Raw genomic sequence first — 12125 nt, forward strand, 5'->3', positions numbered from 1 at the left:
GAGAAGGAAGCGACAGCGATGGAGATTCGAGCCACGACCGACGACGACCTGGACGTCTTCGTCGACACGGTCCACACGGCATTCGGGCACTTCCCCCAGACCCCGGTCGCGGGCGGCGGACGCTGGTGGTCGGCGCTCGAAATGGACCGGGGCCTGCTCGCCCTGTCCGAGGACGGCCGGCCCGTGGGCACCGCGGCCGCGTACTCCTTCGAACTCACCCTTCCCGGCCGCACCGTCGTTCCGGTCACCGGGGTGAGCTCGGTCGGCGTCCTGCCCTCGCACCGGCGGCGCGGTGTGCTCGGCAAGATGATGCGGCGCCAGCTCTCCGAGGTGCGGGCCCGGGGCGAGTTCCTCTCGGTGCTGCTGGCTTCCGAGGCCCCGATCTACGGCAGGTTCGGCTACGGCCCCGCGACCTTCACCACCCGGCTGACGGTGCCGCGCCAACGGGCCGCCCCCGCGGCTCCCCGGGCCGGCACGACGGCCGGCGCGGACAGCGGAACGGTCGAGGTGCTGCGGCGCGCCGAGTGCGGCGGGATCCTCGAGGAGGTCTACGACCGCTACCGCCGCGCCGAGCCCGGCGCGCTGTCCCGGCCGCACCGCTGGTGGGCCCTCGGAGCAGGGCAGCCGCCGGTCTCCTCGGCGCCGCGCTACGTAGCCGTCCACCGGGACGCCGACGGCACGGCGGACGGGTACGCCAGCTACTCGACCGGTGACGCCGGCACGCTGACCGTGGACGAGACCGTCGCCGGCGATGACGCGGTCTTCACGTCCCTGGCCCGGTTCGTACTCGGACACGACCTGGTCTCACAGGTCGTGTTCCGGCATGTCCCGCCCGAGCATCCGCTGCGCTGGCAACTCGCCGACATCCGCGCGGGCGAGGTCAGCGATCACGCCGACTGGCTGTGGGTGCGTCTCCTCGATGTGCCGCGCGCCCTCACCGCACGCGGCTGGCTGACGGACGGTGAGCTCGTCCTCGACGTGGACGACCCGTTCCTCGGCGAACACGGCCGCTACCTGCTGACCGTCCGCGACGGCGAGGCCGACTGCGTCCCCACGGACCGTCACCCCGACCTGTCGCTGGACGTGCGCGACCTGAGCTCGCTCTACCTGGGCGGTATCGCCCCGAGCACGCTGGTGCGCGCCGGGCACATCCGGACCCACCGGCCGGGCGCCGCCGCCCTCGCGGACGGCCTCTTCCGCACGGAACGTGCCCCGCACTGCCTGCACTGGTTCTGAGTGCGGCCCGCCGAGGGGACCTGGTGCCGGGCCGCGTTCACCGGTCCGCGGCCAGCACCGCCGCGAGGCCCTCGCGCAGATCCTCGACGAAGTACCCGGGAACCTCCAGCGACGGGAAGTGCCCCCCGGCCTCGGGGGAGTTCCATCGGACGATCCGGCGGTACCGCTCCCGTGCCCAGGGGAGCGGGCACTTCTCGATGTCGCGGGGATACATGGTGACTGCTGACGGGACGTCGACCCGGAGCGCGGGGTCCAGCGAGTCGTGGCTCTCGTAGTAGATGCGGGCCGACGACGCCCCGCTGCGCGTCAGCCAGTACAGGGTGACGTTGTCGAGCAGCCTGTCCCTGGAAACCGTCTCGAACGGGCTGTCCTCGGTGTCCGTCCACTCGGCGAACTTGTCGAGGATCCAGGCGAGAAGCCCGACCGGCGAGTCGACGAGTGAGTAGCCGATGGTCTGCGGCCGGGTCGCCTGCTGCTTCGCGTACGCCGCGCGGGGGCCGTCCCAGAAATCGCGGGTCTCCTCGGTCCACCTGCGCTCGGCCGCCGTCAGCCCGTGCGTTGTCAACCCGGGCGGTGCCTGCGGGGTCAGTGTGTGGATGCCGAGAACGTGCTCCGGGGACCTGCTGCCGAGGACGGTGGTGATCACGCCTCCCCAGTCCCCGCCGTGGGCCACGAACCTGCCGTAGCCGAGCCTTCCCATCAGCTCCACCCACGCGGCCGCGATCCTCTCCGTGCCCCACCCGGTGGCGGCCGGTTTGTCGCTGTAGCCGAAGCCGGGCAGCGACGGGGCCACGATGTGGAAGGCCGGCGCGTCCGCGTCCTTCGGATCCGCCAGTTCGTCCACCACGTCGGCGAACTCGGCGATGCTGCCCGGCCAGCCGTGCGTCAGGACCAGGGGAGTGGCATCGGCGCGGGCGGACCGGCGGTGCAGGAAGTGGATTCCCAGGCCGTCAATGGTCGTACGGAACTGGCCGATGCCGTTGAGACGCTCCTCGAACGCCCGCCAGTCGTACCCGGTGCGCCAGTAGTCCACCAGAGCGACGAGATCGGCGAGGGGAACGCCCTGGTCCCAGCGGCGTGGGCCGGGCGCCGAGCCGCGGACCGTCTCGGCCTCCGGCAGCCGTGCCGAGGCCAGTCGGGCGCGGAGATCGTCGAGTTCGGCGTCGGTCGCGCGGGCTTTGAACGCTTGTACGTCTTCGGTCGGACGGAGCACGAGACCTCCTGGCTGTCGGGGAACCGGCCGCGATCCACCGCGAACCGGCTGAGCCGGTTCTAGCAGTTCCTCGCACCGCACCGCAACCGGCTATGGTGGTTCCATGCAAGGTGAGTTCCCTGACTTCCGCCTCGGCAGTGTGCTGGCGACCAGCTTCACCGGGACTCTGTCCGAGCGTCACGGCGGCGGTGTCGAGCGCATTCCCGTTCCGCGGCGACTCGTCGACTGGCTGGCGGTGAGCGGCCTCGCCGTGGGCTCCTGCACCAGTGCCCAGCTCGACGTCGCCCGGGAGTTGAGGGAGTCGATCCATGCCGCCGCGACAGCGGCCGCGATCCAGGAGGCGCTTCCCGCGTCCGCCGTGCGGATCATCAATGACCGCAGCGCCCGGGGCCGGGCCGCGGCGGTCCTGACACCCGGGGGTGAGCGGCTGTGGAGGCTCGGCCCGGCTTCCGCTGTGGAAGATGCCCTCGGTGTGATCGCCGCCGACGCGATCAGCGTCATCGCGGGCGAACGGGACGGCAGGCTGGCCCTGTGCGCGTCGCCGACCTGCCGGGCCGCCTTCTTCGACACCAGTCGGAGCCGCACCCGCACATGGTGTGACATGAACACGTGCGGGAATCGTCAGAAGAAGGCGCGCTTCAACGCCCGCCGGCGCCAGAGCCCCGGAACGGCGGCGGATTCGTAGCGCTCGCCGCCCGGCGGGTCATGGGCTCGGGGGCTCCGTTTCGAGTGCCGTGGGCCGCCGACGGCCGCCGCCGCACGACGGGCCCTGTGCCGGTCGCCGCCGCACGGCGTCGGCGACGACCGCTGTCACGAGTCGTCCGACGGCCTCCGTGTCCGGCGGACCCGGCTCGCGGTCCGCGAACAGCAGGTGGCCGCCGCCGACCAGGGAGAGCGTGAGCGAGTCGATGTCGGCATCGGCCGCGATGCGGCCCAGGTCGCGCTCGGCGGCCAGGTAGGCGGAGATCGCGGTCGTCGCCTGGGCCAGGATCGCGATGCCGCCGCCGGGCGTCGCCGCCCGCAGCCGGGCGCGCAGCTCGTCCCGGAAGGTGATCAGCGGGATGATCGCCACCGGGACCGGACCGAAGAGAGCGGTCAGCGCGTCGCTGAGGTTGTCCGTCACCGTGCCGGTGCCGACGGACCCGGCCAGCGCTGCCGACTCGCCCTCCAGTCGCGCCGCGCGGTCGAGCACCAGGCCGACGAGAAACGCGTCGAAGTCGCTGAAGTGCCGGTGCAGGACGCCCTTGGCGCAGCCCGCCTCGTCAGTGACGGCCCGGCTGGTCAGGCCGTTCGCGCCCTCCCGCAGAAGGACGCGTTCGGCAGCGTCGAACAGATGCTGCCGCGCGTCTCGAATGTGTACCCCGGTCGGCACTCGTGGCTCCTTCTGTGCGGTCGGCCCGTCGGTATCCGTTGTCAAGTGGGCGCTCGCCCACTAAGGTGGGCGCATGCCCACACTACCGCGGGAGCAGCCGGAACCGTCCCCGGCCAAACCGCACGAGGCCCGGCGGATGGCGGAGTCGTTCGGCGCGGACGCGCAAGGCTACGACCGGGCCAGGCCCGGCTACCCCGAAGCGCTGGTGGCGCGGATCGTGGCCGGGAGCCCCGGGCCCGAGGTGCTCGACATCGGCTGCGGCACCGGCATCGCGGCCCGGCAGTTCCAGGCCGCGGGCTGCGCCGTGCTCGGTGTCGAGCCCGACGCGCGGATGGCCGATGTCGCACGGGTCCGCGGACTGCCGGTCGAGGTCGCGGCGTTCGAGGACTGGCAGCCGGCCGGTCGGAGGTTCGACACGCTCATCGCCGCCCAGTCGTGGCACTGGGTGGACCCGGTCGCGGGTGCGGTGAAGGCGGCACGGCTGCTGCGTCCGGGCGGACGGCTGGCGATCTTCGGGCACGCGTACGAGCCGCCGGCCGAGGTGGCCGAGCCCTTCGCCGCCGCCTTCCGGCGGGCGGTCCCCGACTCCCCGTTCAACGCCGGACCGGCCCGCCGGCCGCTGGACCTCTACCGGGGGGCGTACGAGAAGTCCGCCGACGTGCTCCGAGGGACCGGGCGGTTCGAGGAGCCCGAGCAGTGGCGGTTCGGCATGCGCCGGACCTATACGCGCGAGCAGTGGCTCGCTCTGCTGCCGACCACCGGCGGCCTCACCCGGCTCCGTCCGGATCAACTGGCCGAAGTGCTGGACGCGGTCGGCGCGGCCATCGACTCCCTGGGCGGTCGCTTCACGATGGACTACACCACCTTCGCCGTCACCGCCGTGCGCATCGCGGCCTCCTGAGACCCGGTGTCCGCGCGCCCCGACCGGCCGCCCGGGTGATGCCTGCGCGGCCGGTGGGCAGGGCGCCCGGTTGCTTTGTTACGAATTGCGGACAGGGACTCGGTGAACAACTCGGGCCCGGCTGTCATCTCACGGGGTGTAATGCACAACGGATTCGGCCGGTCGCCCTGAGTGAGCAGGTGCGTTCGCAGGCGCCGAGTCCCGGTATCTCCTGGGGGTTCGATCATGACCACTCTCCTTCACCGCACCGTCCGTACCGCCCGGTCCGCCGGCCTGGTCGCCGTCGCGGCCGCCGCGGCGGTCGCGCTGACCGCCGGTCAGAGCGGCGCCGCCGGAACCGGCGCGCGGACGGCGACGTCCCTCGCGCACCGCGCCGCTGCAACGGTCGGCACCCCGGCCCCGGTCCGCACCCAGACCCTGGTGGACGGCAGCAAGGCCGAGATCTACAAGCTGGGCGCCCAGCACTACCAGGTCAAGATCGTCAGCGACGGCTATGTCGTGGCCACCCTGGAGACGAAGGGGCACGACGACGGGCTCGACGCCAACGGCATGTACGTCGTGCTCACGCTGGGCGGCCAGGTCCACTCCTGGATGGGCGGCGAGCACAGCGGACCGGGCACCTTCAAGCTCGCGGGCGGTTGGACGGCCAAGGTCACCAAGGTCGGTGAACTGCACTACCGCGCGCAGATCCTCGGCCGCGAGGGCGCGGTGGAGGCCACGATGGACGCGAACCAGCACGATGCCGGGCTCGACGCCAACGCCGTGTACATCGTCCTCAGCGCGGGCGGCGTGATCAGCTCCCACATGTGAGGACGGGCGGAATCCGACACCGCCGCGCGAAAGCGTTCCGGACCGCGGGGGCGGGAGCGATACTGATCGTGACAGCCGCCCCGCTGCCGGGCCGGCCCCGGACGCGGGCCGGCCCGGTGGGGCGCACCATTGTCGAAGTCTCCGAGGGGAGCCGTTCATGACCACGGCGAAAGACCTGTTCACGATCGCCACGGACCCGGGAGCGAAGAACTCCGTCGGGCAGGGGGACCTGTCCCTCGCGCTCGCGGGAGCCGAACTGATCGACCTCATCGGGGCGGAGGCGGTCACCGTGGACGGCGACCGCATCGTGCCGGGTATGCCGCCGGCGCAGGACGACCGGCTCATGGGCGAGGCCGTCGCGGCGCTCGTCCGGCAGGAGCCCTACGAGCGGATCGAGGACTGGCTGTGGCGCCGGGGCCGGGACCTCTCGGCCGCGTACCAGACAGCCCTGGAGGAGGCCGGCGAACTGACGCCGAAGCGCGGAGGCCGGCTGTCCTTCGGCTCGGAGCGCGTGGAGGCGGCTGACACACCCGCGCGCCGCCGGGCAGCCGAGCGCTGGGAGGAGCGGGAACCCGTCCTGGCCGCCCTCGCCTCCGCCGTCGGCATCGAGGGTGACGACGCCGACGAGGAGCCCGGCTTCGACGACGAGGCGGTGACGACCGTCGTGGCCATCGTCCACGACGCCGTGATGGAGCTGGAGGCCGTGCGCCAGCGCCGGTCCATCGAGAACGCGGCGTTCGCCAACGTCTGGCGCGGACCGTGAGCCGGGCGGCGCGGGGCGCGCGGTAGAACCCGACGGCAGGGGTGAAAGGTCGAGCGGGAGGCAGGACGAGATGACGGAAGCCGACCCCGGGCTCTTCGGGCCCGAATCGGTCACCTGGCAGCTACACGGCGACCCGATGATGTGGGTCGCGGGGGTACGAGCCCTGTACCTCCAGGCGCTGCACCCGCGGGCGGTGCGCGGCGTCATGCAGAACTCCGACTTCCGCAAGGACGCCTGGGGCCGGCTGATGCGCACGGCCGGATTCGTCGGGACCATCACCTACGGCACCACCGAGGCCGCCGAGAAGGCGGGCGCCCGGGTCCGCAGGATCCACCGCCTCCTCAAGGTCACCGATCCGGACACCGGCGAGACGTACGGCGTCGACGACCCCGAACTGCTGCTCTGGGTCCACTGCGCGGAGGCCGACTCCTACCTCCAGGTCGAACGGCGCTCCGGCTACCCGCTCACCGGCGCGCAGGCCGACCGTTACATCGACGAACACCGCCGCGGCGCCCGGCTCGTCGGCCTCGATCCGGCGGCCGTACCCGCCACCACCGCACAACTGGCCGCCTACTTCGAGCGGATACGGCCCCGGCTGGCCGCCTCACCCGAGGCGCTGGACGTCGACGACTTCCTGCGACGGCCCCCCGTCCACCCCCTGCTGATACCCGCGCGCGCCCTGCTGTGGCGGCAGGTCGCGGCGCTCGCCTACCAGTCCCTGCCCCCGTACGCCCACGAGCTGTACGGCAGACCCGCGCCGCCGGCGGCCACCGTCGACCGGCGTCTGCGCCTCGCCGGAACCGTGCTGCGGAGCATCCCGGACCGGCTGCGCCGGCAGCTCCCGCCAGGCCATATTCTGAACGCCATGGCGCGGCTGGGTCCCGGCAGCCGCCCCACCCCGTACAGACTGAAGAGGCAGGCAGCCATACTGGACCGGCCGGGGAGGGCGCGGCGACAGCAGGCGGAGTGACGGGGGCGACAGCGGGGATGGCGGAAACCAGGCTGATCCACAGCCGGTACCGACTGCTCGATCTCATCGGGCGCGGCGGCATGGGCGAGGTGTGGCGGGCCCGGGACGAATCGCTCGGCCGCCAGGTCGCCGTCAAATGCCTCAAGCCGATGGGCCCCCAGCACGACCAGGACTTCACCCGCATCCTGCGCGAGCGGTTCCGCCGGGAGGCCAGGGTCGCCGCCGCGCTCCAGCACCGGGGGGTCACCGTCGTCCACGATTTCGGTGAGTACGAGGGCGTCCTCTACCTGGTGATGGAACTCCTGGACGGCCGCAACCTCAGCCAGCTCCTGGAGGACAACCAGCAGCACCCGCTGCCGGTCGACGACGTCGTCGACATCGCCGAACAGGTCGCCGACGCCCTCGGCTACACCCACCAGCAGGGCATCGTCCACCGCGACCTCAAGCCCGCCAACATCATGCGGCTGGCCGACGGGACGGTGAAGATCTGCGACTTCGGCATAGCCAGACTGGGCCACGACATCAGCGTCACCTCACGCCTCACCGGTGTCGGCATCGCCATGGGCACCCCCCACTACATGTCGCCCGAGCAGATCAGCGGCGGCGAGATCGACCACCGCAGCGACCTCTACTCGCTCGGCTGCGTGCTGTACGAGATCGCCACCGGAGCACCGCCGTTCGACCTCGACGACGCCTGGGGCGTACTCGTCGGACACCGCGACACCCAGCCCGAGCCACTGCGCACCCACCGCGCCGAACTCCCCGGATTCCTCGACCGCGTCGTCCTGGAACTGCTCGCCAAGACCCCGGAGCAGCGCCCCGCCGACGCGGGCGACCTGCGCCGGCGCATCGCCCTCGGCCGCACCGGCGGACAGCCGTACCCGGAGCCCGCCGGCCGGGTGCCGCTCGCGCCGCCCGCCCCGGTCGCCCCGCCCGGCGCCCGGCCGGGGCTGCCCGACTGGACCCGCGGCATGACCAGCGGCGTCAAGGCGACGGGCAGCACCTCGCACGGGCTCCCGCTGCCCGACCACTCGGCGGGCCTCACCGGTGAGTGGACCACCGCCACCGACCTGCGGTCCGGCACCGGATCCGTGCCGACGGCCGCGACCGGGCGCCCCACGCCCTCGCCGGAACACCTCGCGGTACTGGCCGGCCGCCACAGCGCCGGCCTCAACCTGGGCCGTCTCGGCCACTGGGAGGAGGCGGGCGAGGTCCACCGGGCGGTCGCCGCCGAACGCGAGCACGCGCTGGGCCCCGACCACCCCGACACCCTCGCCAGCCGCTACGAGGTCGGGTTCACCCTCAGCCGCACCGGGCGCGAGTCGGACGCGCTGCGGGAGTTCGGCCGAGTCGCCCAGGGCCGCGAGAGGACGCTGGGCGCCGACCACGCGGAGACCCTCGCGGCCCGCCAGGAAGTGGCCTACGTACTGGGCCGGCTCGGCCGCCACTTCGAGGCCCACCAGGTCTACGCCGCCGTCCTCGCCTCCCGGGAACGCTCGATGGGCCCCGACCACCCCGACACCCTGCGCTGCCGCCACAACCTGGCGTTCAACCTGAGCCGGCTCGGGCGCCTGGAGGACTCGTACCGCATGGCCCACGAGGTGGCGGCGGCCCGCGCCCGGCTGCTCGGCGCCACCCACCCCGACACCCTGGTCACCCGCTACGAGGTCGGCTACACGCTCGGCCGCCTCGGCCGGTGGGCGGAGGCACTGCAGAGCTACCGGGAGGTCGTCCTGGCCCGGACGCAGGTGCTGGGAGCCGACCACCCCGACACCCTCGCGGCCCGCTACGAGGTCGGCATCAGCCTCGGCCGGCTGGGCCGCAGCACCGAGGCGCTGGAGCTGTACCGGGCGCTCGTCGGGGACCGGATCCGGGTCAGCGGCGCCGACGACCCCGAGACCCTCCGCGCCCGCCACGGACTGGGCGTCAACCTGGGGCGGCTGGACCGCTGGGAGGAGGCGCTGGCCGAGTCACGCGAGGTGTGCGCGATCCGCGCACGCGTCCTGGGCGCCGACGACACGGACACCCTCGTCAGCCGCCGTGAGGTCGCCGTCGGCCTCGGCTGGCTCGGCCGCTGGGCCGAGGCGCTCACCGTCTACCGGCAGGTCGCCGAGGTGCGGACCCGGCTGCTCGGCGCCGACCACCCCGACGTGCTCGCGAGCCGCAACGACGAGGCGCACTGCCTGGAACAGCTCGGCCGGGGGACGGAAGCGGTCGAGCTGTACCGGCAGGTCGCGGCGCTGCGCCGGCAGCGGAGCATTCCGCCGTCCTGACCGCGGCGCCCCGGCCCCCGCCCTGGCCGGTGGCCGCCGTCCGTGCTACCAAGAGCCATGCCCGTACCCGAGAGCTATGACGCAGTCATCGTGGGCGGCGGCCACAACGGTCTCGTCGCCGCCGCCTACCTCGCCGGGGCCGGGCAGTCCGTCCTGGTCCTGGAACGCCTGGCCGCCACCGGGGGAGCGGCCGTCTCGACCCGGCCCTTCGCGGGCGTCGACGCCCGGCTGTCGCGCTACTCCTACCTGGTCTCCCTGCTGCCGCCGAAGATCGTCCGGGAGCTCGGCCTCGACTTCGCCGTACGCAGACGGACCGTCTCCTCGTACACCCCGGCCGTCCGTGACGGACGCGCCACCGGGCTGCTCGTCGGCGGTGACGGCACCCGCGACTCCTTCGCCGCGCTCACCGGCTCGGACCGGGAGTACCAGGCGTGGCAGCGGTTCTACCGCCGTACCGGGCAGGTCGCCGAACGGGTCTTTCCCACCCTCACCGAACCGCTGCCGACCCGTGAGGCGCTGCGGGAGCGGATCGGCGACGCGGACGCCTGGCGGATGCTCTTCGAGGAGCCCATCGGCGTCGCCGTCGAGGAGAGCTTCGACGACGACCTCGTACGCGGCGTCGTGCTCACCGACGCGCTGATCGGCACGTTCGCGGACGCGCACGACGCCTCGCTCCTCCAGAACCGCTGCTTCCTCTACCACGTCATCGGCGGCGGCACCGGCGACTGGGACGTACCGGTCGGCGGCATGGGCGCCCTCACCGATGCCCTCGCGGCGGCGGCGCGCGCGGCCGGTGCGCACATCCGCACCGGCCACGAGGCGGTCCGCATCGAAACCGACGGAACGCACGCCGAGGTGACGGTACGGGCGGACGGCGGCGAGCGGACCGTCGGCGCGCGCCGCGTCCTGGTCAACGCCTCGCCCCAGGCGCTCGCCGCGCTCCTCGGGGACGAACCGCCGGAGCCCGCCGAGGGCGCCCAGCTGAAGGTGAACATGCTGCTCACCCGGCTGCCCCGGCTGCTCGACCGCTCGGTCGACCCGCGCGAGGCGTTCGCCGGGACCTTCCACATCGCCGAGGGGTACGGGCAGCTGGCCGACGCCTACCGGGACGCGGCGGCGGGACGGCTGCCCGCCGCCCCGCCGTCCGAGATCTACTGCCACTCGCTGACGGACCCCTCGATCCTCGGACCGGATCTCGCCGCCCGCGGCTACCAGACCCTCACCCTCTTCGGCCTGCACACCCCGGCCCGGCTCTTCGCCGCCGACAACGAGGCGACGCGCGCCGCCCTGCTCAGGGCCACGCTCGCCGAACTCGACTCCCACCTGGAGGAGCCCGTCGCCGAATGCCTGGCCCTCGACGGGAACGGCGAGCCGTGCATCGAGGCGAAGACCCCGCTCGACCTGGAGCAGGACCTGCGGCTGCCCGGCGGCCACATCTTCCACCGGGACCTCGCCTTCCCGTACGCCACCGGCGAGACCGGCCGCTGGGGCGTGGAGACCGCGCACCCCAACATCCTGCTGTGCGGGGCGGGCGCGGTGCGCGGCGGCGGCGTCAGCGGGGTCCCCGGCCACAACGCCGCGATGGCGGCGCTGGGCCGGTGACCGGCGACCGCTACCGACCGAACGCGCCGCGCAGGGCCGCGATCTTGCGCGGCAGGTCGTACTCCGCGCCGCCCTCGTGGCCGTTGTACGTGAACACCTCGATCTCGGCCGGACCCGCGTAGCGGTGGTAGGCGGCGAACACCGTGGACGAGGGGCAGACCTTGTCCATCAGCCCCACCGAGAACCACGCCGGAGCGGTGGCCCGCGCCGCGAAGTTCACCCCGTCGAAGTAGGACAGGGTCTCGATCGCCTCGTCGATCCGGAACCGGTGCCCGGACAGCCAGCGCGCGATCTCCGCGTACGGTCCCGCGTCCGTGATCTGCGAGGCGCGCCGGTAGTGGCAGAGGAACGGCACATCGGCGACGGCCGCCACGACGTCGTCGCGCAGCCCGGCCACGGCGAGCGCGAGGCCGCCGCCCTGGCTGCCGCCGAGCACCGCCACCCGCGTGGCGTCCACCGCGTCATGCGCCGCGACGGCGTCGACGGCCCGCACCGCGTCCGTGATCAGCCGGCGGTAGTAGTGCCGGCAGGGGTCCTCGATGCCCCGGGTCAGGAAGCCGGGGGAGGAGGAGCCGTTCCCGTCCGGCCCGATGTCCACGGTGTCGGCGGTGTTCTTGCCGCCGCCGCCCTGACCCCGGTTGTCCATGATCAGGTGCGCGTAGCCCAGAGAGCTCCAGGTCAGCCAGGAGTAAGGGATGCCCCGGCCGCCGTTGTACCCGATGTACTGCACCACGGCGGGCAGCGGGCCGAAACGGGCCCTGGGCAGCATCAGCCAGGCCTTCACCGGCTGTCCGCCCCAGCCGCGGAACGTCACGTCGAAGACGTCGACGGTGGCGAACCCGGCGTCGTACGGGACGAACCCGGCATCCAGCTCGAACCGGGACGCCTCGGTCAGGGTCTTCTCCCAGAAGGCGTCGAAGTCGGCCGGCTCCTCCGGCTCCGGCCGGTAGTCGCGCAGCCGGTCCAGTGGCATGTCGAACAGCAA

Annotated in this window: 11 protein-coding genes; 8 read left to right on the forward strand and 3 right to left on the reverse strand. The window is 73.2% G+C overall.

The genetic code is table 11. The features are described from left to right. Positions 1-18 precede the first annotated feature (18 nt). On the forward strand, positions 19-1236 hold the full coding sequence (locus ACGFU6_RS02245) for a GNAT family N-acetyltransferase (protein ID WP_393607599.1): 1218 nt from the start codon (positions 19-21) through the stop codon (positions 1234-1236). Between the two features lie 37 nt (positions 1237-1273). On the opposite strand, the gene ACGFU6_RS02250 is transcribed toward ACGFU6_RS02245, so the two are convergent. Further along, positions 1274-2449, reverse strand: coding sequence for an epoxide hydrolase family protein (locus ACGFU6_RS02250; RefSeq protein WP_393607600.1), 1176 nt, complete (start codon positions 2447-2449; stop codon positions 1274-1276). A 103-nt stretch (positions 2450-2552) separates the two neighbouring features. Between ACGFU6_RS02250 and ACGFU6_RS02255 the strand changes: the two genes are divergently transcribed. Next, positions 2553-3134 (forward strand): CGNR zinc finger domain-containing protein, encoded by a 582-nt coding sequence (locus ACGFU6_RS02255; protein ID WP_393607601.1) that lies wholly within the window; start codon positions 2553-2555, stop codon positions 3132-3134. Between the two features lie 18 nt (positions 3135-3152). On the opposite strand, the gene ACGFU6_RS02260 is transcribed toward ACGFU6_RS02255, so the two are convergent. Beyond that, a complete protein-coding gene (locus ACGFU6_RS02260; RefSeq protein ID WP_393607602.1) occupies positions 3153-3821 on the reverse strand; it encodes a TetR/AcrR family transcriptional regulator in 669 nt (222 codons plus the stop codon). A gap of 73 nt (positions 3822-3894) precedes the next feature. On the opposite strand from ACGFU6_RS02260, the gene ACGFU6_RS02265 reads away from it, so the two are divergent. The 6 genes from ACGFU6_RS02265 (at position 3895) to ACGFU6_RS02290 (ending at position 11140) form a co-directional block, all read left to right on the forward strand. Next, complete coding sequence (locus tag ACGFU6_RS02265; RefSeq protein ID WP_393607603.1) at positions 3895-4722, forward strand: class I SAM-dependent methyltransferase; 828 nt, start codon at positions 3895-3897, stop codon at positions 4720-4722. A gap of 225 nt (positions 4723-4947) precedes the next feature. Further along, positions 4948-5532, forward strand: a complete 585-nt coding sequence (locus ACGFU6_RS02270) for a hypothetical protein (protein ID WP_393607604.1) — start codon at positions 4948-4950, stop codon at positions 5530-5532. 157 nt (positions 5533-5689) lie between these two features. Beyond that, positions 5690-6295: a GPP34 family phosphoprotein gene (locus ACGFU6_RS02275; protein ID WP_393607605.1), complete on the forward strand. Its 606-nt coding sequence runs from the start codon at positions 5690-5692 to the stop codon at positions 6293-6295. A 70-nt stretch (positions 6296-6365) separates the two neighbouring features. Then, positions 6366-7265: an oxygenase MpaB family protein gene (locus tag ACGFU6_RS02280; protein ID WP_393607606.1), complete on the forward strand. Its 900-nt coding sequence runs from the start codon at positions 6366-6368 to the stop codon at positions 7263-7265. Between the two features lie 17 nt (positions 7266-7282). Next, complete coding sequence (locus ACGFU6_RS02285) at positions 7283-9538, forward strand: tetratricopeptide repeat protein (RefSeq protein ID WP_393607607.1); 2256 nt, start codon at positions 7283-7285, stop codon at positions 9536-9538. 57 nt (positions 9539-9595) lie between these two features. Further along, a complete protein-coding gene (locus ACGFU6_RS02290) occupies positions 9596-11140 on the forward strand; it encodes a phytoene desaturase family protein (RefSeq protein WP_393607608.1) in 1545 nt (514 codons plus the stop codon). 10 nt (positions 11141-11150) lie between these two features. Here ACGFU6_RS02290 and ACGFU6_RS02295 read toward each other — a convergent pair whose 3' ends face one another. Further along, entirely contained in the window at positions 11151-12125 is a 975-nt protein-coding gene (locus ACGFU6_RS02295) for an acetylxylan esterase (protein ID WP_393607609.1), read from the reverse strand.

The sequence above is a fragment of the Streptomyces sp. NPDC048462 genome, from assembly GCF_043200175.1.
Classification (GTDB): Bacteria; Actinomycetota; Actinomycetes; order Streptomycetales; family Streptomycetaceae; genus Streptomyces.